The sequence below is a fragment of the Pseudomonas boreofloridensis genome, assembly GCF_030580795.1.
In the GTDB taxonomy this organism is placed as follows: domain Bacteria; phylum Pseudomonadota; class Gammaproteobacteria; order Pseudomonadales; family Pseudomonadaceae; genus Aquipseudomonas; species Aquipseudomonas boreofloridensis.
The window spans coordinates 149,772-170,573 of record NZ_JAUQOQ010000001.1 but is presented as its reverse complement, the minus strand read 5'-3'; the positions used below and the strand labels follow the sequence as shown (position 1 = coordinate 170,573).

General features: G+C 62.1%; 21 protein-coding genes. 11 read left to right on the top strand and 10 right to left on the bottom strand.

Annotated elements, in window-relative coordinates; all coding sequences use genetic code 11:
* Nucleotides 1–103: 103 nt before the first annotated feature.
* The 7 genes from Q6A47_RS00685 to Q6A47_RS00655 form a co-directional block, all read right to left on the bottom strand.
* Nucleotides 104–1,117, bottom strand: a complete 1,014-nt coding sequence (locus Q6A47_RS00685) for a DNA topoisomerase IB (protein ID WP_304482562.1) — start codon at nt 1,115–1,117, stop codon at nt 104–106.
* A gap of 56 nt (nt 1,118–1,173) precedes the next feature.
* Entirely contained in the window at nt 1,174–2,265 is a 1,092-nt protein-coding gene (gene modC, locus Q6A47_RS00680; RefSeq protein ID WP_304482561.1) for a molybdenum ABC transporter ATP-binding protein, read from the bottom strand.
* A gap of 1 nt (nt 2,266) precedes the next feature.
* Nucleotides 2,267–2,947: a molybdate ABC transporter permease subunit gene (modB, locus tag Q6A47_RS00675; RefSeq protein WP_039578497.1), complete on the bottom strand. Its 681-nt coding sequence runs from the start codon at nt 2,945–2,947 to the stop codon at nt 2,267–2,269.
* On the bottom strand, nt 2,947–3,705 hold the full coding sequence (gene modA, locus Q6A47_RS00670) for a molybdate ABC transporter substrate-binding protein (protein ID WP_304482559.1): 759 nt from the start codon (nt 3,703–3,705) through the stop codon (nt 2,947–2,949). Before modA ends, modB begins: the two co-directional genes overlap by 1 nt.
* A 123-nt stretch (nt 3,706–3,828) precedes the next feature.
* Nucleotides 3,829–4,899 (bottom strand): NAD(P)H-dependent flavin oxidoreductase, encoded by a 1,071-nt coding sequence (locus Q6A47_RS00665; protein WP_304482557.1) that lies wholly within the window; start codon nt 4,897–4,899, stop codon nt 3,829–3,831.
* A 24-nt stretch (nt 4,900–4,923) separates the two neighbouring features.
* Nucleotides 4,924–5,094, bottom strand: coding sequence for a hypothetical protein (locus tag Q6A47_RS00660; protein WP_304482556.1), 171 nt, complete (start codon nt 5,092–5,094; stop codon nt 4,924–4,926).
* A 6-nt stretch (nt 5,095–5,100) separates the two neighbouring features.
* Complete coding sequence (locus tag Q6A47_RS00655) at nt 5,101–5,403, bottom strand: DUF1883 domain-containing protein (RefSeq protein WP_029612324.1); 303 nt, start codon at nt 5,401–5,403, stop codon at nt 5,101–5,103.
* A gap of 162 nt (nt 5,404–5,565) precedes the next feature.
* On the opposite strand from Q6A47_RS00655, the gene Q6A47_RS00650 reads away from it, so the two are divergent.
* The 11 genes from Q6A47_RS00650 (at nt 5,566) to ahpF (ending at nt 17,798) form a co-directional block, all read left to right on the top strand.
* Nucleotides 5,566–5,925, top strand: a complete 360-nt coding sequence (locus Q6A47_RS00650) for a hypothetical protein (protein ID WP_029612323.1) — start codon at nt 5,566–5,568, stop codon at nt 5,923–5,925.
* Between the two features lie 145 nt (nt 5,926–6,070).
* A complete protein-coding gene (locus tag Q6A47_RS00645; protein WP_304482555.1) occupies nt 6,071–6,721 on the top strand; it encodes a c-type cytochrome in 651 nt (216 codons plus the stop codon).
* On the top strand, nt 6,718–7,629 hold the full coding sequence (locus Q6A47_RS00640; protein ID WP_304482553.1) for a c-type cytochrome: 912 nt from the start codon (nt 6,718–6,720) through the stop codon (nt 7,627–7,629). Before Q6A47_RS00645 ends, Q6A47_RS00640 begins: the two co-directional genes overlap by 4 nt.
* Nucleotides 7,630–7,732: 103 nt before the next feature.
* Nucleotides 7,733–9,094 (top strand): UDP-glucose dehydrogenase family protein, encoded by a 1,362-nt coding sequence (locus Q6A47_RS00635; protein WP_304482552.1) that lies wholly within the window; start codon nt 7,733–7,735, stop codon nt 9,092–9,094.
* Between the two features lie 48 nt (nt 9,095–9,142).
* Complete coding sequence (galU, locus tag Q6A47_RS00630; protein WP_039578479.1) at nt 9,143–9,982, top strand: UTP--glucose-1-phosphate uridylyltransferase GalU; 840 nt, start codon at nt 9,143–9,145, stop codon at nt 9,980–9,982.
* Nucleotides 9,983–10,089: 107 nt separating this feature from the next.
* Nucleotides 10,090–11,445 (top strand): glutathione-disulfide reductase, encoded by a 1,356-nt coding sequence (gorA, locus tag Q6A47_RS00625; protein WP_304482550.1) that lies wholly within the window; start codon nt 10,090–10,092, stop codon nt 11,443–11,445.
* 168 nt (nt 11,446–11,613) lie between these two features.
* Entirely contained in the window at nt 11,614–12,138 is a 525-nt protein-coding gene (locus Q6A47_RS00620; RefSeq protein ID WP_295482717.1) for a fimbrial protein, read from the top strand.
* 62 nt (nt 12,139–12,200) lie between these two features.
* Nucleotides 12,201–12,944: a fimbrial biogenesis chaperone gene (locus Q6A47_RS00615; RefSeq protein ID WP_029612320.1), complete on the top strand. Its 744-nt coding sequence runs from the start codon at nt 12,201–12,203 to the stop codon at nt 12,942–12,944.
* A gap of 34 nt (nt 12,945–12,978) precedes the next feature.
* Entirely contained in the window at nt 12,979–15,396 is a 2,418-nt protein-coding gene (locus Q6A47_RS00610) for a fimbria/pilus outer membrane usher protein (protein WP_162889540.1), read from the top strand.
* Nucleotides 15,397–15,546: 150 nt separating this feature from the next.
* Nucleotides 15,547–16,110: an alkyl hydroperoxide reductase subunit C gene (ahpC, locus tag Q6A47_RS00605; protein WP_029612316.1), complete on the top strand. Its 564-nt coding sequence runs from the start codon at nt 15,547–15,549 to the stop codon at nt 16,108–16,110.
* A gap of 125 nt (nt 16,111–16,235) precedes the next feature.
* Entirely contained in the window at nt 16,236–17,798 is a 1,563-nt protein-coding gene (ahpF, locus tag Q6A47_RS00600; protein WP_304482549.1) for an alkyl hydroperoxide reductase subunit F, read from the top strand.
* A gap of 63 nt (nt 17,799–17,861) precedes the next feature.
* On the opposite strand, the gene Q6A47_RS00595 is transcribed toward ahpF, so the two are convergent.
* The 3 genes from Q6A47_RS00595 to nhaR form a co-directional block, all read right to left on the bottom strand.
* Nucleotides 17,862–18,509 carry a YceH family protein gene (locus tag Q6A47_RS00595; RefSeq protein WP_304482547.1) on the bottom strand — a complete coding sequence of 216 codons (648 nt, stop codon included), beginning with the start codon at nt 18,507–18,509 and terminating at the stop codon, nt 17,862–17,864.
* A 72-nt stretch (nt 18,510–18,581) separates the two neighbouring features.
* Entirely contained in the window at nt 18,582–19,793 is a 1,212-nt protein-coding gene (gene sstT, locus Q6A47_RS00590; RefSeq protein WP_116888501.1) for a serine/threonine transporter SstT, read from the bottom strand.
* Between the two features lie 87 nt (nt 19,794–19,880).
* Nucleotides 19,881–20,774 carry a transcriptional activator NhaR gene (nhaR, locus tag Q6A47_RS00585; RefSeq protein ID WP_029612313.1) on the bottom strand — a complete coding sequence of 298 codons (894 nt, stop codon included), beginning with the start codon at nt 20,772–20,774 and terminating at the stop codon, nt 19,881–19,883.
* Nucleotides 20,775–20,802: the final 28 nt, after the last annotated feature.

Sequence of the window (20,802 nt, the reverse complement as noted above, 5' to 3'; positions counted from 1 at the left end):
GGGATCAGTTCGGCGAAGGTGCTCGATGGCAAGAATAGGGTGCCAGCGCGTCTATGGGAAATTTCTCTGATTTATGTTGGATATAGTCGCAATCAATGGCACTTCATAGCGCCTCCAGTGCCCGAAGAAAACCGAGCAAGGCGACCTCCTCGCGCTGCATGTCCTTGCGTGCCCGCACGCGCGGCAGGTCGGCCAGGCGACCCAAGTGGAAATGCTCCAGCACTGCAGGGTGGATATAGCAGCGGCGGCAGACCGCTGGCGTATTGCCCAATCGGCTGGCGACTTCCCGAACGATCGTCGTGACCTGCCGCTTGGCCTCGGTCTCCGGCAGCCACGCCAGGGGCTGCAACAAGTTCAGGGCCAGGGTGCTGCCGCCCCAGGTGCGGTAGTCCTTGGCCGTGAAGTCGGCGCCGGTCAGTTGCTGGAGGAACAGGTTGATATCGGCTGAGCCGATGCGGTGGCGTTCGCCGCTGTCGTCCACGTACTGGAACAGCTCCTGGCCCGGCAGCTCCATGCAGCGCTTGACCAGTTGTGCCAAGCGGCGGTCGCGCAACGTGATGCTGTGCTCGACCCCGCGCTTGCCGCGGAACTGGAAGCGAATGGTGCTGCCCTTGACCTCGACATGGCGGTTACGCAGGGTAGTCAGTCCGTAGGACTTGTTGTCACGCAGATACTGGCGATTGCCGATACGGATCAGTGTGTTGTCGAGCAGACTGATCACCAGCGCCATGACTTTTTCCCGATCCATGCCAGGGCGTGACAGATGCACGTCCAGTTGCCTGCGCAGTTTCGGCAAGGCCTGGGCGAAAGCCAGCATGCGTGAGTACTTGTGTTCGTCGCGCAAGGTTCGCCATTGCACGTGGTAGCGGTACTGCTTGCGTCCACGGGCATCGCGGCCGGTGGCCTGTAAATGGCCCTGTGGGTCCAGACAGATCCACACATCCGTGTAAGCCGGGGGAATCACCAGGGCTGCGATGCGCGCCAGCACCTCCTTGTCGCGGACTCGGTTACCGTCCGGGTCCAGGTAGATGAAGCGATCGCGCCAACGCTTGCGGCTCAAGCCGGGCTGGGTGTCGTCGACGTAGTGCAGGGTGCGGGGCAGGGTGATCTCGGGCATGGCGTCGTCCATCGACCAATCGTCTGAACGGTGGACAACGGGCGTGACCTAGTTGCTCAGGTCAATAGCGCCACCGACTTGATCTGCGCCCACAGCCTCTGTCCGGGCTGCACGTGAAGTTGGTCGGCGGAGTACCGGGTGATGCGTGCCAGCAGCGGATTACCAGCGGCATCGAGGCTGACCAGGACATGCGCAGGGTTGTCAGCGGCGCGGCACTCACCCACGGTCACCGACAAGCGGTTGAGAATGCTAGAGGTCGTGTCCTGGGCAAGGGTGAGGCTCACATCGCGCGCCTGGACTTTCAGACGCAGCGTGCTGCCGACTTGCAGGTGCTGATGGGCGATGCGCAAGGTAGGGCCCACCGCGCCGGGCAAGCGCAGGTCGAACAGGCCATAATCCGGTTGATGACCGACCACGACCCCCTCGAGCACGACGCCGGCGTCTTCACTCTGAGCCAGCGACAGATCCAGGCGCACCAGCGTCGGCCCAATCGGGCCGCTGGCCATGACCTTGCCCTGCTCCAGCAACACCAAGTGGTCGGCCAGGCGCGCCACTTCGTCCTGGGCATGGCTGACATACACCACAGGGATGTCCAGCTCGTCATGCAGGCGTTCCAGATAGGGCAGAATTTCCCGCTTGCGGGGCCCGTCGAGTGCGGCCAGTGGTTCATCCATCAATAGCAGGCGTGGGCTGCTGAGCAGTGCGCGGGCGATACCGACTCGCTGCGCCTCGCCGCCTGACAGCGTGCTCGGTTTTCGCTCCAGCAGGTGACCGATACCCAGTAATTGGCAGGCCTGGTCCAACTCCACCTTGCGTTCACTCGCCGCCACTCGGCGCCAGCCGAAGGCCAGGTTGCCGCGCACCGACAGGTGCGGGAACAGGCTGGGCTCCTGGAATACATAGCCCAGCGGGCGGCGGTGGGGTGGGACGAACAGGTTACGCTCGGTGTCGTGCCAGACCTCGCCATTGATTTGGATGAACGCCTCATCGGCTTGCTCCAGACCGGCCAGGCAGCGAAGGCAAGACGTTTTCCCGGATCCGGAGTGGCCGAACAAGGCGCTGATGCCGCGGCCGGGCAGATCGAGGTCGACGTCCAGCGTGAATGTGTCGCGCGCGAGCTTCAGGCGCGCCTTCAAGCGTGAGCTCATCTCAACTCCAAGTCGCTTTGCCACGGCGGCCGGCGTAGAGCATCAGCAACACCAGGAAGGAAAACACCAGCATGGCGCCGGCCAGCCAGTGCGCTTGCGAATAGGCCATGGCCTCGACGTGGTCGAAGATCTGCACCGAGACCACGCGGGTTTTGTCGGGAATGTTGCCACCAATCATCAGCACCACGCCGAACTCGCCCACGGTGTGGGCAAAGCCCAGGATGCTGGCGGTCACGAACCCTGGTCTGGCCAGCGGCAGCACCACGTGCACGAAGCTGTCCCAGGGGCCAGCGCGCAGGGTTGCCGCCGCTTCCAGTGGGCGCTGGCCGATGGCGCTGAACGCGTTCTGCAAGGGCTGCACGACAAAGGGCATGGAGTACACCACCGAGCCGATCACCAGCCCGGTGAAGCTGAACACCACGGTGCCCAGCCCCAGCGCCTGGGTAGCCTGGCCCAGCCAGCCATGTGGGCCGAGGGCGATCAGCAGGTAGAAGCCGATCACCGTCGGCGGCAGCACCAGTGGCAGGGCCACCACCGCGCCAATCGGCCCGCGTAACCAGGATCGAGTCCGCGCCAGCCACCAGGCGATGGGCGTACCCAGCAGCAGCAGGATCAGCGTGGTGAGGCTGGCCAGCTTGAGCGTCAACCAGATCGCGCCGAGGTCGCTGGCGTCCAGTGGCATCAGATTTCGTAACCGTAAGACTTGATCACCGCAGCGGCCTTAGGTCCTTTCAGGTACTCGACCAGCGCTTTGGCTGCCGGATTGTCTTTGCCTTTTCCCAGAATGACGGCGTCCTGGCGAATCGGGTCGTGCAGAGTGGCCGGCACGATCCAGGCCGAGCCGCTGTCGACCTTGCCATCCTTGTAGATCTGCGACAACGCGACGAAGCCCAGTTCGGCGTTGCCGGTGGAGACGAACTGGAAGGCCTGGGTGATGTTCTGCCCCTCGACCAGCTTGTCTTTGGTGGCCGAGGTGAGACCGAGCTTATCCAGCACCTGGGTCGCCGCCAGGCCGTAGGGAGCGGTTTTCGGGTTGGCGATGGACAGATGCTTGAACGCATTCTGCTTCAGCACCTCGCCCTTGCCGTCCACATAGCCGGGCTTGGCAGACCACAGCGCCAGTGTGCCGATGGCATAGGTGAAGCGCGAGCCTTCGACGATCGCTTTTTCCTGCTCGAGCTTGGCTGGAGTGCTGTCATCGGCGGCCAGGAATACCTCGAACGGTGCGCCGTTCTTGATCTGCGCGTAGAACTGTCCGGTGGCGCCAAAGGCTGCAACGAGCGTGTGCCCGGTATCCTTCTCGAAGTCCTTGGCGATCGCCTGGATCGGCGCGGTGAAGTTGGCGGCCACCGCGACCTGGACCTCGTCGGCCCAGGCACTGTTCAGGCACAACAGGCTGGCCAGTGCGCTGGCAGCCAGAGGGAAAAAAGGTCTACGCATGGGTGAAGCTCCTTGGGTTATCGTTATATAGCGGAATATATAGCGAATTAGCCTCGGGCGGATAGAGGGCCCCGTTGGGCGCTTCACGCAGTGTCGATGGAAAGCGGGGAAGCGGCGATGCGCTCAGCGCAAGCGAGCGAGTGCGCCTTTGGCAATCGTACGGGTGAGGTCGCCTGCATCCATGGGGTTACCCAGACGCAACGCCTGGCCAGCCCACAAGTTGCTGAAATCGCTGCGGCCTTGGGCCTCGGTAATGGCGCGCAGCGGCATCAAGGCACCGCCGGCAAGGGGGAAGCGCGGCGCCAGATCGCTCATCGGCCCCAGTTCGCGCATCAGGCGCGTGCCGATACCACGGGCTGGGCGTCCGGTGAACAGGTTGGTGAGTGCGGTTTCACTGGCCTGGGCACTGCTCAACGCCTGGCGGTGGGCGGGCGAGACCTTGGCTTGTGGCGTGAAGAGATAGGCCGTGCCGATCTGCACGGCCGAAGCCCCCAAGGCCAGTGCGGCGACCAGACCCCGCGCATCGGCGATGCCGCCGGCTGCGATCACCGGCACCTGCACCGCGTCGGCCACCTGCGGTACCAGGGCGAGTGTGCCAATCTGACTGCTGATGTCCTCGCTCAGGAACATCGCGCGATGACCGCCGGCTTCATAGCCCATTGCAATGATCGCATCGCAGCCGCGCTGCTCTAGCCAGATCGCTTCCTCGACCGTGGTCGCGCTGGACAGCACGCGCGCGCCGCTGGCCTTTATCCGCTGCAGCAAGGCAGGCTCGGGCAGACCGAAATGAAAGCTCACCACCTGCGGACGCAAATGTTCGATGAGTTGGCATCCCTGCTCGTCGAAGGGTGCGCGGCTGGACACCGGCGTGGGTGCCTCGAAGTCGGCGCCGACTTCATCGTAGTAGGGCCTGAGGGCTTGCTTCCAGCGCGCTTGGCGAGCGGTATCCGGCTCAGGCGGCCGATGGCAGAAGAAGTTGAGGTTCAGTGGTCCATGGCAGGACGCTCGAAAAGCCGCCACCTCGTCACGGATCTGTTCGACGCCGAGCATGGCGCAGGGCAGGGCGCCCAGGCCGCCGGCATTCCCCACTGCAATGGCCAGCGCCGATCCGCCTGCCCCCGCCATGGGTGCCTGAAGGATGGGCTGCTCAATGTTCAGCAGGTCGAGGATGCGGCGGTCTGACCAAGTGCTCATGCGGCGGCGCTCCTTGCGAGGGTTCTACAGGGCTTTGCTGACCTGGATATCGCTGATTGTCTGCGTATCGTCGCCGTGAATCTTGCGCAGCGCTTGCAACGCCTGTTCTTCGGAGGCATCGGGCATCACCGCGAAGTCCCAGCGCCGCTCACCGTCGAGCTTGTATTTGATGACGTACTTGATGTTCTGGGTCATGAGGGCTTATCCAAGTTTCGACGAGGAACGACGGATGATCTTGATCTTGTGGGTAAAGGCCGGCTTGCGCGTCACCGAGATCGGCCGGGTAGTCACCGCATCGAGCGTGATGTTCCAGAATCCGGTGCTGGGCACCGAGATCTTCGCCGGGAAACGATCGAACAGCCCGCCATGATAGGTGTGACGACCGCCGTTCTTGAAGCTGCGGAAGTTGGCGTCGTTCATCAGGCGAATGTTGCAACGCTGGGAGCATTCGATGACGACGATATCGTCTTCATTCAGGTGCTCGCGCTGGTGTATGAATTTCATGAAGGGCCCCGCAAGGTCGTTTCTGCAAAACCGCCAAGATACCACGATGTCCCACCCGGCTGCCGGGCTCGACATGCGCATGCAGGATAAAAGTGACAGGTCAGGGAGCAAAACCGCCGCAATACGGTCGAAGCTGTTCTTTGAATGGCACAGAGGTGGTCGATGAAGTGGACGATGCTGGCTGCGGCACTGGTGCTGGGCGGTTGCGTGAGCGTGTCGGAACTGGAGGAGTCGCGCGAGACGATGGACGTGATCTCTGGGAAGACACCGCGCGAGTACGCTGACTGCATCAAGGACAAGTTGAGCGAGACGCGTGATCCACTGGTCGAGGAAGTGCGCGGCGATGGCTTGCGTCTGATCGTGCCGCAGAAACTCACGGCCGGTGTCGGTCCGGCGGCACTGTTCGATATCGACAAACGAGGCAGTGGCAGCTCGATCAAGGTGCATGAACGGTTGAACAATTTCCCGCTGCGCCTGGGCGATGTGCGCACTGCAGCGACGGCTTGCATCTCGGGTTCTTGATCCAGCTCAACAATTTCGCGCATAACCTGCAGCAAAAAGCCGCAGGTTGAGTAAGGACATTGTTCGGTTTGGCGGGAGCTGACTACTATCCATTTCCTTATGTCTTTTAAGACTAAGCTTATAACAAGGAAATGGAGTGTCCCTGATGAACCCGATGAGTCGTCTCATGATCGGCAGTGTGCTGGTCTTGACCTGGCCCGCGGCGTACGCCGCCGATGGCCAGAAAATCTTCTCCCAAGGCGGGCAGAACCCCGCCGCCATGGCCTGTCTCGGTTGCCATGGCGCCGATGCCAAAGGCATCGCTGCCGCCGGTTTTCCGCGCCTGGCAGGATTGCCAGCCGCCTATCTACGCAAGCAGCTTGACGACTTCGCCAACGGTAGCCGCCAACAGCCTGTGATGACGCCGCTGGCCAGCGCACTGAGCGCTGAAGAGCGCACGGCAGTCAGCACGTGGTTGGCCGCACAGCTCGATGACGTCGCGCCTGGCAAACGCCGTCAGCAGATCGCGGCCGATGCCACCGAACGTCTGGCGCTGTACGGCGACTGGAGTCGCCAGATCCCTGGCTGCGTGCAATGCCACGGCCCCGGTGGTGTGGGGGTGGGCGAGCATTTTCCGCCGCTGGCAGGTCAGCCGGCGATTTACTTGATTGCCCAGCTCAACGCGTGGCGTGACGGCGCGCGCCGCAATGATCCCAATGAATTGATGGTCGGTGTCGCGAAGGCTATGACCGACGCCGAGGTCACGGCAGTGGCCGATTACTTCGCCCAGGCGCCACGCCAGGAGGTCACGCCATGAGAACGCTGATGACCGCCTTGCTGCTCAGTGCTGGCAGCCTTCAGGCCGCGCCCATTGCAATGGAAGATCAAAGCCAGCTCACGGTGCCCGACGGCCAGGCCGCTGCGCACTTTGCGCCACCTGCAGAAAGCGACCTCCCGGATAACGCTTTCGGGGAAATGGTTCGGCAGGGTCATGCCTTGTTCGTCGATACCCGTCGGCTGATGCCCGAGGCGGTCGGCAATGGCATGAACTGCAGTAGCTGTCACCTCGATCAGGGGCGCATGGCTCACTCTGCGCCGCTGTGGGGGGCGTACCCGATGTATCCGGCCTATCGCAAGAAAAATGACAAGGTCAATACGTATGCCGAGCGCATCCAGGGATGCTTCCAGTTCAGCATGAATGGTCGCCCGCCAGCGGCGGACAGCCCGCAGATGACCGCCCTCAGCGTGTACTCCTATTGGTTGGCGACCGGCACCCGCACCGCCATCGAAACCCCAGGGCGCGGCTACCCCGAGGTGCCACAACCGGCCGGCGGCTATGACTTCGCTCGTGGCCAGCAGGTCTACCGCGAGCAATGTGCGATCTGCCACGGCGACCAAGGCGAAGGGCAGAAGGTGGCCGACGACTATGTAATGCCGCCGTTGTGGGGACCCGACTCATACAACTGGGGCGCGGGCATGCACCGGATCAACACCGCCGCCTCGTTCATCAAGTACAACATGCCGTTGGGCAAGCCCGGTAGCCTCAGCGATCAGCAGGCCTGGGACGTGGCTGCGTGGATCAACCGTCATGAGCGTCCGCAGGATCCGCGTTTGGTGGAAGGCTCCATTGAAAAGACGCGTCTGAAGTTTCACGCCAACGACGGCGTCAACCTTTATGGCCAAAAGGTGGAGGGTGTCGTGCTCGGGCAGGGAACCGGGCGCTGAGCGTTGTCGTTTGAGCGCTGTCACTGGCCTGTCGCGCTGGTGTCACCGCCCTGCAACGGTTCACAGGTTGCAATGACCGCCTCTGCTATGAAGGGGCGCGGCCATGGAACTGTGTGTAATCGGGGCGGGATATGTCGGATTGGTCACCGCTGCGTGCTTTGCCCAGATGGGCAATCGCGTGGTTTGCCTGGAGCGCGACCATGCACGCCTGGCGCGGCTGCGCCAGGGTCAGTGCCCGATCTACGAGCCAGGCTTGGCCGCGCTGCTGCAGGAGGGCCGACGCAGTGGGCTGCTGAGTTTCACTGAAGATTGGGAGCAGGCGCTGGCGCGCGCCGAGGTGGTGTTCATCGCCGTCGGTACGCCGAGTCAGGAGGACGGCTCGGCCGATCTGCAGCATGTGCTGGCCGTGGCTGAAAGCCTGGGTCGGCAATTGCCGCGCCCGTGTCTGGTGGTTAACAAATCGACATCGCCAGTGGGTACGGTAGAGCGCATCGCCGCGCAGATCGGCAGCGGTTTGCGCGAGCGCGGGGTGGCGTTTGCAGTGGAGGTGGCCAGCAATCCTGAATTTCTCAAAGAGGGCAGCGCCGTCGAGGACTTCATGCGCCCTGATCGGATCATTCTGGGCAGCGACAGCCCGGTGGCCCGCGAACGGCTGCAACGTCTCTACGCGCCTTTTGTGCGCAACCGCGAGCGCGTGCTGTGCATGAGCCCGCGTGCGGCAGAGTTCAGCAAATACGCGGCCAATGCCTTTCTCGCCAGCAAGATTTCCTTCATCAACGAATTGGCTGGGTTGTGCGCGCAGTTGGAGGTGGATATCGAGCAGGTGCGTCGCGGTATAGGCAGTGATCCGCGCATCGGCAGCGATTTCATTTATGCCGGCTGCGGTTATGGCGGCTCGTGCTTTCCCAAGGATGTGCGCGCGCTGATTCACACAGCCGAGCAGCAGGGTTATCAGCCGACCATCCTGCGTGCCGTGCAGGCGCGCAACGCCCAGCAGAAGACCTTGTTGTTCAAGGCGCTGGAACAGCACTTCGGCGGCTTCTTGCGCGGGCGCCGTGTCGCTGTCTGGGGATTGGCCTTCAAGCCGGGAACAGATGATGTGCGCGAGGCCCCGAGTCTTGTGCTGCTGGAGGCTTTGCTGGACGTCGGTGTGCGGGTCCAGGCATGCGATCCTGCGGCGTTGGCCAGTGTGGCAGCGCTCTACGCGCAGGCTGTTTCCAGCGGACAACTGACGCTGGTCGAAGACCCTTATACGTGCGCCGAGGGGGCCGACGCGTTGGTCTTGGTCACCGAGTGGAAGCAGTTCCGCCAGCCGGACTTTCGCCGTATCCGTGGCCTGATGCGCATGCCGGTACTGTTCGATGGGCGCAATATTTATGATCCATCGGAACTATCCTCCCTGGGTTATCTCTATCATGGCATCGGTCGGCCAGTGGTCGGGCATTGTAAGGTGACTGCCGCCTGATTAGACTGCGCCGAATACCACAGGCCTAGCCTTCATCTAAGGATGTTTATGATCAAAAAATGCTTGTTCCCGGCAGCCGGTTACGGCACTCGCTTCCTGCCTGCTACCAAAGCCATGCCCAAGGAAATGCTGCCGGTGGTCAACAAGCCACTGATCCAGTACGGCGTGGAGGAGGCGCTAGACGCCGGCCTGAACGAGATTTCGATCGTCACCGGCCGCGGCAAGCGTGCCTTGGAAGACCACTTCGACATCAGCTATGAGCTGGAAAACCAGATCAAGGGTACCGACAAGGAGAAGTACCTGGTTGGCATCCGTCGTCTGCTGGACGAGTGCTCGTTCTCCTACACCCGCCAGACCGAAATGAAAGGCCTGGGCCATGCCATTCTCACCGGTCGCCCGCTGATCGGCGACGAACCTTTCGCCGTTGTGCTGGCCGATGACCTGTGCGTCAACCCCACAGGCGATGGCGTGCTGACCCAGATGGTCAAGTTGTACAACCAGTTCCGCTGCTCGATCGTGGCCATCCAGGAAGTCGATCCGCAGGAAACCAACAAGTATGGCGTGATCGCGGGTGACATGATCCGCGACGACATCTTCCGCGTGACCAACATGGTCGAGAAGCCCAAGCCCGAAGACGCGCCATCCAACCTGGCGATCATCGGTCGCTACATTCTCACGCCGGACATCTTCGACATCATCGCCAACACCGAGCCTGGCAAAGGCGGTGAGATCCAGATCACCGACGCGCTGATGGAGCAGGCACGCTCCGGTTGCGTCATCGCCTACAAGTTCAAGGGTCAGCGCTTCGACTGCGGCGGCGCCGAAGGCTACATCGACGCCACCAACTACTGCTTCGAGCACTACTACAAGACCGGCAAGGCTTACTGAGCAATAAGCTATAAGCTGTAAGTCACGAGCTGCAAGTTGCAAGCCGAGCTGCCTTTTCTTGCAGCTTGCCGCTTGAAACTTGCAGCTTTTTTCATGGAGTACGGAAAGTGGCCTACGATTTTGATCTGTTCGTGATTGGTGCCGGTTCCGGTGGCGTGCGCGCTGCGCGTTTCGCTGCAGGTTTTGGCGCCAAGGTGGCGGTGGCCGAGAGCCGATACCTGGGCGGCACCTGCGTCAACGTCGGTTGTGTGCCGAAGAAACTACTGGTGTACGGCGCCCATGTCGCCGATGAAATGGAGCAGGCGTCCGGCTATGGCTGGACCCTCGAAGAAGGGCATTTCGACTGGGGCACGTTGATCGCCAACAAGAACCGTGAAATCGAGCGGCTCAACGGCATCTACCGCAATCTGCTGGTCAATAGCGGCGTCACGTTGCTGCAGGGGCATGCGCGCATTACCGGTGCCCATGAGGTGGAGGTCGATGGCCAACGTTACAGTGCCGCGAACATCCTCATCGCCACCGGTGGTTGGCCGCACGTGCCGGATATTCCTGGCAAGGAACTGGCGATTACCTCCAACGAGGCGTTTTACCTCAAGGAACTGCCGCGTCGGGTGCTGGTGGTCGGCGGGGGCTATATCGCGGTGGAGTTCGCCGGCATCTTCCAGGGTCTGGGCGCCGACACTTCCTTGTTGTATCGGGGCGACCTGTTCCTGCGCGGCTTCGATGGGTCGGTTCGCACCCATCTGAAGGAGGAACTGGAGAAGCGCGGCATGGACCTGCAATTCAATACGGACATCCAACGCATCGACCAGCAGGCCGACGGCAGCCTCAAGGCGACGCTCAAGGATGGCAGTGAACGTATCGCCGACTGCATCTTCTACGCCACCGGGAGGCGTCCGATGCTCGATGACCTCGGACTGGAAACGACCGGCGTGGAGCTGGACGAGCGCGGTTACATACGCGTCGACGATCACTACCGTACCACCGAGGCTTCGATTTTCGCGCTGGGCGATGTGATCGGTCGCGTGCAGCTCACGCCGGTCGCCCTGGCAGAAGGCATGGCCGTGGCGCGTCATCTGTTCAAGCCTGAGCAATACCGTGCGGTGGATTACCAGAACATTCCAACGGCCGTGTTCAGCCAACCACCGATCGGTACCGTGGGGCTGACCGAAGAACAAGCGCTGCAAGCGGGGCACAAGGTGCAGATCTTCGAAAGCCGCTTCCGCGCCATGAAGCTGACGCTCACCGATGTGCAGGAAAAGACCCTGATGAAGTTGGTGGTGGATGCCGATACCGACAAGGTCCTGGGTTGCCACATGGTCGGTCCTGATGCGGGCGAGATCATCCAGGGGCTGGGTGTCGCGCTCAAGGCAGGGGCCACCAAGCAGCAGTTCGACGAAACCATTGGTGTGCACCCCACGGCCGCCGAAGAGTTCGTGACCATGCGCACTGCAATTCGGTAAGCACATCTGTCAGCCGGAGGCATTGAATCCTACGGCTGGCATGGTGGTCTCCAGAGGATTTCCTTCCTATCACTGACAGAGCCTCTATCTGTCCTTGCCGATACTGTGGCGGCGTCGCATCAGGCGCCGGCTCGGCATAAGCCTCGCCGTTCTTTTCAGGAAGAACACATGAATAGGTTGACTCAAAGTGTGATGGGGCTCTGCGGTTCGCTGCTGGTAATGGGGAGCGCCCACGCCGACCATGGCGAAATCAGCTTTCAGGGACGGGTGTTGGCGCCAACCTGCACCGTCAACGGCGGCAATGGCAACCTGCCGGTTACCCTGCCAGACGTCAACGCTGCCAAGCTGGTCCGCCCAGGGGATGTCGAGGGGCAGACGGCATTCGCACTGCAACTGAGCGGCTGCAGCCATCTGGGCAGGGTGTCGACCTATTTCGAGCCGGGTCCGGGCATCAGTGATCAGGGGCGGTTGATCGTCGATGCTGGCGGTAGCAGCAACGTCGAACTGCAGTTGCTCAACAGCAGTAAGGGTGTGATGGACTTGGCGGCGGTCAAGGGCAATCAGAATTCCCAGGTCGTCGACATCGTGGACGGAAACGCGACCTTGAGCTACTTCGTCCAGTATTACTCGACTGGCAATACGACGCCCGGGGCTGTCAGCTCCCGCGTTCGCTACTCGCTGGACTACCTCTAGGACCCTCCTGCGGGACCGTCCACTTGTGGGGCGTCCCGTTTTCCGACATCGAGTTTTAAGTCATGACGTTTTCACGCAGCGTTCTCGTGCGGGTGGCGCTTCTGGTTGCGTGTCTCGCCAGTGTGCAGGCTAGCGCCAGCGTAGTGATCGCTACCACCCGCGTCATCTTTACGGCCGGGGCGCCTGAGGTCACCGTCAGGGTGAGTAATGAAGGGCGCCAGCCGTCACTGGTACAAGCGTGGGTCGACGAAGGTGGGTCGGAGGATGCGCAGGGTGAGTTGCAGGGCCCGTTCAGCCTGGCGCCGGCGCTGTTTCGTCTGGATCCGGCCAAGCAGCAGAGTCTCAGGATTTTCCACGATGGCCGAGAGATGCCGCACGACCGCGAGAGCCTGTACTGGCTCAATGTGCTCGACGTCCCGCCCAAAGGCGGCGGCACCAATAGCCTGCAGATCTCCCTGCGCAGCCGTATCAAGTTGTTTTATCGGCCGCAGGGCTTGTCTGGCAAGCCTGCAGACGCCCATGAACAGGTGACCTGGAACTTGGTCCGCAGCACAGAGGGTTGGGCGCTGCAGGCGAACAATCCTACGCCCTACCATGTCAATCTCGGCAAACTGGAAGCTGCCGACGCGAACGCTGTTCAGGCGGCTCTAGCAGGGCACGTCCCGCCCTATGGCAAGGCGCGCTTCGTTCTGTCTCAACAACCGCAGCGTCCGGCCTCGATCACTGAGGTCCGCTACGAATACCTGGACGACTTCGGTGCTGCGCGACCTGCCTCTGCAGCGCTGCAGCGCGGCCATGAAGGTTAGACGCGCCTGGACAGCAGGCAAATGGCGCTGGTTTTTGAGTGTCACAGGCATGGTGGCCGAACTCGGTGCTGCGGTGGAATTCGACGCGGGGCTTCTGCGCGGTGGCAGCACCCTGGATGTGAGCCGCTATCAGATCAGCGCTGGGGTGCCCGAAGGCGACTACACCCTGGACGTCTTGCTCAATCAACAATGGGTCGGGCGTCGCGCGATTTCCCTGAGGGTCTTCGATCCGTCAGGCCAGGCCGTGCCGTGTTACGACCAGGCGCTACTCGACAGCCTGGGGCTGGACATGACCCAGCTGGCGCCTCGCCCGCTCAAGGCGTTGGCGCAGGCGGGCAGTTGCGTGGCGCTGTCTTCGCTCATGCTGCTCGCCAGTGAAGACCTGGATTTTGGCGCCCTGCGGTTGAGCCTGGATATCGCTCAGTCGGCTTTGCGACGCCAGCCCCAGGATCACCTGCCGGTGGAAACCTGGGACCCGGGTGTGACCGCGGGCTTTGTCGACTATCGATTCAATGTCCACGAACAGCACGACCTTCGCCATGGCCAGCGCAGCCGACAAGGCTACCTTGGCCTGCACCTCGGTTTGAATACGGGATCCTGGTACTGGCGTCACGAGGGCAGTGCCCGTGCGAGCGCGGGTGGCGCGGCGCACTACCGCGCGGGGGCGACGTCGGTGCGGCACGACATACCGACGTGGGGGGCTCAGGTTACGCTGGGCGACAGTTACGCGGCAGGGGAGGTCTTCGACAGTAGCCCCCTGCGTGGCGTGAGTCTTTCCAGCGATGAGCGCATGCTGCCCAGGTCGCAGCGCGGTTTCGCTCCAGTGGTACGGGGTGTGGCCAACAGCACGGCGCTGCTGAGCATCCGTCAGCGGGGCGCACTGCTGCACGAAACGACGGTCCCCCCAGGGCCTTTCGAGGTGGACGACCTACCTGCCAGTGGCCTCAACGACGACCTCGAGGTAACCCTGCGCGAATCTGACGGCAGCGTGCGACGATTCACCGTGCCCTATCAAGCCGCGCCACTGGCGTTGCGTGAAGGCGCCAGCCGTCTGGATTTCAGTGCAGGTGTATGGCGCGACGATGTGGGGCGTACTGGCCCGGGTCATGTTCAAGGCAGTTGGCAGCAGGGCCTGAACAACGTTTTCAGCGTGCATGGCGGTGCCTGGATAGCTGAAGGCTATCAGGCCGGCGCATTGGGCGCCGCGATCAACAGCCCTGTCGGTGCCGTTGGTTTGACCGGCTATCACGCGCGCAGTGCTGCAGCGCGTCGCCGCCCAGTCCAGGGGCAAGCGCTACGCCTGAACTGGCGCCAGCGCATCGCGCCGACTGCCACGGACCTGAGTGCCAGCCTTACCCAGCGCCATAACGCGCATTACTCCACTTTCAACGAATTCGCGCGGGCTGCTGGCTCCGGCCGTCCAGGCATGAGCCAGCGATGGCGTGCAGCGCTGGGCATTCATCAGCGCCTGTCCGGTGGGGGGCGCCTGAGCCTGAGTGCCAGCGGCGGTGAGCGCTGGGCGGATACTGCGAGCAACAGCGAGTACAGCGTGGGTTATCACCATCATCTGGGATCGCTCTCCTACGGTCTGACGCTCGCGCGCGAGTACCGGGGTATCGGCGGCCAATCGAATGCGCTGAGGCTGACGATGAGCCTGCCGCTTGGCGAGCAGCGGCGAGGTTCGCTGAGCAGCAGCTTGAATCGGGACTCCGAGGGTCGAGGGTCCACCAACCTGCGCTGGAGTGCCACTGCCGGGGAGGCGGGGCAGTGGGGCTATGGACTGTCCGCTATGCAACAGGCAGGTGCTGGAGGTGGGGCGGGCCTGGATGCCAACCTGCTGCACCGCAGTTCGGCTGGAGAGTGGACGGCGGCATTGGCGCAACACCCGGGGTCGCGGCAGCTAGCGCTGGGTGCGCGTGGCGCCGTGGTGGGCCATGCGGGTGGTGTGATGCTGTCGCAGTCGTTGGGTGAAAGCTTCGCGATCGTTCATGCCCCCCATGCTCATGCTGCGGCTATTCAGCAGCATCCCAGTGTACGGCTCGACGCCCGAGGCTTTGCGGTGGTGCCGTCATTGAGTCCCTATAGCGTCAACACCGTCGAGCTCGACCCCCAAGGCATGTCTCGGGACGTCGAGTTGCAGGTCAGCGGCCAGTCGGTCATTCCCCGCTCGGGCGCCGCGACCTTGCTGAGCTACCCGACGCGCAGTGGCCGTTTGCGTGTGCTGGAGGCTCGCGACGGGCATGGCAACGTGTTGCCATTCGGGGCTCAGGTATTCGATGCAGAGGGTGTGGAAGTGGGCCTGGTTGGGCAGGGCAGCCGACTGCATATTCGCTTGCCGGACGAGCAGGGGCGGGTCCGGGTTTCTTGGGGCACTGGCGCCGAAGAATCTTGCTGGCTGGAAGTGAGCGATGGAAGTGATGCCCACTGTGTCGCCGTTCAGGCCGATTCATAGTCAGGATCACGCTATCGAATCGACAGCTTATAGCCAAAACCAATCATCAATATGAGCTTTGCCAATGAGCTATCGCTCAGACCATTGGATAGGATTAACCCCATCGAACGTTACATACCCCAGTTAATCAACCCTCGAAGGAGCGTTTCCATGCCAATCATCAACAGCCAGGTCAAGCCGTTCAACGCCACTGCCTACCACAAGGGCGAGTTCGTGCAGGTCAGCGAAGCCGATCTCAAGGGCAAATGGTCCGTCGTATTCTTCTACCCAGCCGACTTCACCTTTGTCTGCCCGACCGAACTGGGTGACCTTGCCGACAACTACGCCGAGTTCCAGAAGCTGGGCGTGGAAATCTACGGCGTATCCACCGACACCCACTTCACCCACAAGGCCTGGCACGACACTTCGGACACCATCGGCAAGATCCAGTATCCGCTGATCGGTGACCCGACCCACCTCATCTCGCGCAACTTCGATGTGCTGATCGAAGAAGCCGGTCTGGCAGATCGCGGTACTTTCGTCATCAACCCGGAAGGCCAGATCAAAATCGTCGAGCTGAACGATGGCGGCGTTGGTCGCGATGCGACCGAGCTGCTGCGCAAGGTCAAGGCTGCCCAGTACGTAGCCGCTCACCCAGGCGAAGTCTGCCCGGCCAAGTGGAAAGAAGGCGAGGCCACCCTGGCACCTTCGCTGGACCTGGTCGGCAAGATCTAAGGTCATGCGCCGACTGCGGGCGGTGAGCAGCCGCCAACGCTGAACGCTTCACTGCCCCGTCAAACGCCCGGGCGAGTTCGCCTGGGCGTTTTTGTATCCGAGTTTTGAAAAAAGGAATCGCCCGTATGTTGGACGCCACGCTTAAATCGCAACTGAAAACCTACCTGGAGCGGGTCACCCAGCCGATCGAGATCGTTGCCTCCCTCGACGACGGGGCGAAATCCCGAGAAATGCACGACCTGCTGGTTGAAATCGCCGGCCTGTCGAACCTCATCACTCTGCGCGAGGACGGCAGCGATGCTCGTCGCCCTTCGTTCTCGCTCAACCGCCCAGGGGGCGATATCAGCCTGCGCTTCGCCGGCATCCCGATGGGTCACGAATTCACCTCCCTGGTGCTGGCGCTGCTGCAAGTTGGCGGCCACCCCTCCAAGGCCAGTGCCGAAGTGATCGAACAGATCAAGGCGCTGGAGGGCGATTTCACCTTTGAAACCTACTTCTCGTTGTCGTGCCAGAACTGCCCGGATGTGGTCCAGGCGCTGAACTTGATGGCGGTGCTCAATCCCAACATCCGCCACGTCGCCATCGACGGTGCGCTGTTCCAGGGCGAAGTCGAATCGCGCAAGATCATGGCAGTGCCCAGCGTCTACCTCAACGGTGAGGTGTTCGGCCAGGGTCGTATGGGCCTGGAGGAAATCCTTGGCAAGATCGACACCAATGCCGGTAGTCGTCAGGCCGAGAAAATCAACGCTAAAGATTCTTTCGATGTATTGGTGGTCGGTGGTGGTCCTGCCGGCGCGGCCGCAGCCATCTACGCCGCGCGTAAAGGTATTCGCACCGGCGTGGCTGCAGAGCGCTTCGGCGGTCAGGTCCTCGACACCTTGGCGATCGAGAACTTCATTTCCGTTCAGGAAACCGAAGGACCAAAACTGGCCACTGCACTGGAAGAACACGTCAAGCAATACGACGTCGACATCATGAACCTGCAGCGTGGCGACGCGCTGATTCCTGCCAGTGAGGGTTGGCTGCACGAGGTGCGTCTGGCCAGCGGTGCCTCGCTCAAGGCCAAGACGGTGATTCTGGCCACTGGCGCACGCTGGCGTGAGATGAATGTGCCGGGCGAGCAGGAGTACCGAGCCCGTGGTGTGGCTTACTGCCCGCACTGCGACGGCCCGTTGTTCAAGGGCAAGCGTGTGGCGGTCATTGGTGGTGGCAACTCGGGTGTGGAGGCGGCCATCGACCTGGCCGGTATCGTCGCCCAGGTGACGCTGATCGAATTCGACAGCCAATTGCGCGCCGACGCTGTGTTGCAGCGCAAGTTGCACAGTCTGCCAAACGTCAAGGTCATCACCAGCGCGCTGACCACCGAGGTGCTGGGCAACGGTGAGAAAGTCACGGGGTTGCGCTACAAGGACCGCACCACCGAGCTGGTCCACGAGCTGGCGCTGGAAGGCATCTTTGTACAGATCGGTCTGCTGCCGAACACCGATTGGCTCAGAGGGACCGTCGAGCTGTCGCCGCGTGGCGAGATCATTGTCGATGCGAAAGGTCAGACCAGCATCCCTGGCGTATTTGCAGCCGGTGATGTGACCACCGTGCCGTACAAGCAGATCGTCATTGCCGTGGGCGAGGGCGCCAAGGCCTCGCTGGCCGCTTTCGATCACCTGATTCGCACGTCCGCACCGGCGTAAGGCCGCCGCCTCCTCCTGCCGGACCGACCCGCCCTCGCAACCGCTAAGGGCGGGTCAGTCGTTTCAGCCCTCGAGCAGCGCCAGGCGCGCTTCCAGTTCGGCGATTCGCGCTTCCAGTGCGTCTATACGTTCTTCGGTTGCGGCCGCAGGCGTGCCGCGCATTCCACTGTCCTGCTGGCGTGCTGCGAGAATCGCGTCCACCTCCGCGGGATCGCCCAAGGCATGGGTGTAACGGTCCTCGCGTTGTCCTGCCTGGCGTGGTATATGCAATGCCAGACCGCGTGACACCAAGCGCTCCAGTTGATGCTGAACCTGCTCAAGCTCTTCGAAGTCATGAAGACGACTGCTGCGGGTCAGCAGCTCGTTGACGGTTTGCGGTCCGCGCAGAAACATCAGCCCCATCAGCACCTGCTGGGCCGGAACCAGTTCCAGCGCCTTGTCCACCCGGTGCTCCCAGCGGTCTGCCCGACTGCCCATCTGCAGGCGAGTCATGCCTTGCCCTTCGAGTGCCCGCAGGGCCTGACCCACTTGGCCGGTAGACAGGCTCATCACCGGCTCGCGGCTGGTCTTCTGGTTGCAGGCCAGGACCAACGCGTTGAGCGTCAGCGGGTAGCTCTCAGGGCTGGTGGCCTGCTTCTCGATCAGCGAGCCGAGGATACGGATCTCGATGCCGTTGAAGCGGCCTTCGCCTGTGCTTTCATGTTCTGACATGGCCCTGCCTCGTCGCTAGGAAAGGCCACTAGCCTAGGGCCTGTTCCTCACGCAGGCAATTGCTGGATACGCTCAGGCTGCCCGTCGCTCCATGGCTTCGCAGGCGGCGGCGGTGAAGAGTACGTCAGTGGACGAGTTGAGCGCGGTCTCCGCCGAGTCCTGCAGGACGCCAATGATGAAACCGACGGCTACAACCTGCATGGCAATTTCGCTGGGGATGCCGAACAAGCTGCAGGCCAGCGGAATCAATAGTAGCGAACCACCAGCCACGCCCGATGCCCCACAAGCGCAGATGGCGGCCACTACGCTGAGTAGCACGGCGGTGGGCAGATCCACGCCAATACCAAGCGTATGGACTGCCGCAAGCGTCAATACGGTGATAGTGATGGCTGCGCCCGCCATGTTGATGGTTGCGCCCAGGGGAATCGACACGGAGTAGGTGTCTTCATGCAGGCCCAGGCGCTGCGACAATGCCAGGTTGACCGGAATGTTCGCCGCCGAACTGCGGGTGAAGAACGCCGTGATACCGCTTTCGCGCAGGCACAGCAGGGTCAGTGGGTAAGGGTTGCGGCGGATCTGCCACCAAACGATCAACGGGTTCATCACCAGCGCCACGAACAGCATGCAGCCGATGAGCACGCCCAGCAGGTGCAGGTAACCGAGCAGTGCACCCAGCCCAGCCTCGGCCAAGGTCGCGGTGACCAAACCGAAAATACCCAGCGGCGCGAAGCGGATCACCAGACGCACCAACTCGGTAACGCCGTTGGACACATCGTCGATCACGCCCCGTGTGGCCTTGCCCGCTTTGCGCAACACCACGCCCAAGCCGATGGCCCAGGTCAGGATGCCGATGAAGTTGGCATTCACCAAGGCGCTCACCGGATTGTCGACAGCGCTTAACAGCAGTCCTTGCAGCACTTCCGTTATGCCCCCGGGCGCCGCCAGTGTGGCCTCGTGGGTGCTCAGCAGTAACGACGAGGGAAACGCCATGCTCGCCACCACGGCAACGACGGCAGCACCGAAAGTGCTCAGCAGGTACAGCCAGAGGATGGGTCGGATATGGGTCTGTTGTCCTTGCTGATGATTGGCGATGGAGGCAATGACCAGGACAAACACGAGAATCGGCGCAACCGCCTTGAGCGCCGTCACGAACACCTTGCCCAGGAACGCCAGATCGCGAGCCAGACTGGGCGCTATCAAGGCCAGGGCGATACCGGCTACCAAGCCGACAAGGATCTGCATCACCAGGCTGGTGCGGTTCAGGAGACGAAAAATGGGGATCATGTGCCGCGCGGTTCCAGGTTCGGACAAACCGTGGACTGTAGCACAGCCGCAGTAGGGCGAGACTGACGGAACGCGTTGCTCATCCGCTCAGCCGTTGAACAGGTCTCGCCGCGCGCCCTCGGTAATGGCGACGATGCCTGGATGCTTGACCTTGCGCTCTACCGAGATCGCATAGAACGATTCCTGCACAGCGTCAGTCTGGCCGATCAGGTGGACGGCGTACTGACGACAGACCTCGTCGGCAATCACGCTGGGCGCCACGAAGATGCCGCTGCCAGACTGACCGAAGGCTTGCATCAAGGCGCTGTCGTCGAACTCTCCGACGATACGCGGTTGTACCTGCTGTTCGGCGAGCCAGCGCAACAAGCGGCTGCGTACGACCGTCTCCTGGCCCGGAATGAGCAACGGCGAATCGTGAAGGCAGTCTGGAAACGATTGTGTCAGGCGTGCGGCGAGCGCGTGCGTGGCAAAGAAGCTCAGGCCGCACTCTCCGAGTTTCTGGCTGTAGCCCTTGATGTCCAGATGACTTGGCATGGGGCTGTCAGAGATCACCAGGTCCAAGCGCTGGATGGCAAGGTCGGCCAGCAGCCGCTCGAGTTTGTCTTCGCGGCAATTGATGCGCAGTGTCTCATCTGCCGCCATGGTCGGTGCCAAGAGCCGATAGACGATCGACTTGGGTACCACGTCCGCCACGCCGACACGAAACAGGATCTGCTCCTCGGGGCCGGCGCGCAGTAAGGTTTCCAGTTCGCTGCCAATCTGGAACATCTGCTCGGCGTAGGCCAGCGTCTGGCGGCCGGTTTCAGTCAGTTCCAATTGACGACCGACACGCTGGAACAACTGCAGATCATAGGTTTGCTCGAATAGGCTGATCTGACCGCTGATGGTTTGCGGGGTCAGATTCAATTGCTCGCTGGCACGGGTAATGCTGCCAGTCCTGGCCACGACCCAGAAGTAGTGGAGCTGTCGATAATTAAGCATGGGATGTCTGAGCTTTCGTAAAAACCGA

Bases quoted from the DNA above. Each gene is read 5' to 3' on its own strand.
- Q6A47_RS00655 (WP_029612324.1), bottom strand. From the start codon at position 5,403: ATGAAATTCATACACCAGCGCGAGCACCTGAATGAAGACGATATCGTC.
- Q6A47_RS00665 (WP_304482557.1), bottom strand. From the start codon at position 4,899: ATGAGCACTTGGTCAGACCGCCGCATCCTCGACCTGCTGAACATTGAG.
- sstT (WP_116888501.1), bottom strand. From the start codon at position 19,793: ATGATCCCCATTTTTCGTCTCCTGAACCGCACCAGCCTGGTGATGCAG.
- Q6A47_RS00620 (WP_295482717.1), top strand. From the start codon at position 11,614: ATGAATAGGTTGACTCAAAGTGTGATGGGGCTCTGCGGTTCGCTGCTG.
- Q6A47_RS00660 (WP_304482556.1), bottom strand. From the start codon at position 5,094: ATGACCCAGAACATCAAGTACGTCATCAAATACAAGCTCGACGGTGAG.
- ahpC (WP_029612316.1), top strand. From the start codon at position 15,547: ATGCCAATCATCAACAGCCAGGTCAAGCCGTTCAACGCCACTGCCTAC.
- Q6A47_RS00640 (WP_304482553.1), top strand. From the start codon at position 6,718: ATGAGAACGCTGATGACCGCCTTGCTGCTCAGTGCTGGCAGCCTTCAG.
- modC (WP_304482561.1), bottom strand. From the start codon at position 2,265: ATGAGCTCACGCTTGAAGGCGCGCCTGAAGCTCGCGCGCGACACATTC.
- Q6A47_RS00615 (WP_029612320.1), top strand. From the start codon at position 12,201: ATGACGTTTTCACGCAGCGTTCTCGTGCGGGTGGCGCTTCTGGTTGCG.
- Q6A47_RS00650 (WP_029612323.1), top strand. From the start codon at position 5,566: ATGAAGTGGACGATGCTGGCTGCGGCACTGGTGCTGGGCGGTTGCGTG.
- ahpF (WP_304482549.1), top strand. From the start codon at position 16,236: ATGTTGGACGCCACGCTTAAATCGCAACTGAAAACCTACCTGGAGCGG.
- nhaR (WP_029612313.1), bottom strand. From the start codon at position 20,774: ATGCTTAATTATCGACAGCTCCACTACTTCTGGGTCGTGGCCAGGACT.
- Q6A47_RS00685 (WP_304482562.1), bottom strand. From the start codon at position 1,117: ATGCCCGAGATCACCCTGCCCCGCACCCTGCACTACGTCGACGACACC.
- modA (WP_304482559.1), bottom strand. From the start codon at position 3,705: ATGCGTAGACCTTTTTTCCCTCTGGCTGCCAGCGCACTGGCCAGCCTG.
- Q6A47_RS00645 (WP_304482555.1), top strand. From the start codon at position 6,071: ATGAACCCGATGAGTCGTCTCATGATCGGCAGTGTGCTGGTCTTGACC.
- modB (WP_039578497.1), bottom strand. From the start codon at position 2,947: ATGCCACTGGACGCCAGCGACCTCGGCGCGATCTGGTTGACGCTCAAG.
- galU (WP_039578479.1), top strand. From the start codon at position 9,143: ATGATCAAAAAATGCTTGTTCCCGGCAGCCGGTTACGGCACTCGCTTC.
- Q6A47_RS00635 (WP_304482552.1), top strand. From the start codon at position 7,733: ATGGAACTGTGTGTAATCGGGGCGGGATATGTCGGATTGGTCACCGCT.
- Q6A47_RS00595 (WP_304482547.1), bottom strand. From the start codon at position 18,509: ATGTCAGAACATGAAAGCACAGGCGAAGGCCGCTTCAACGGCATCGAG.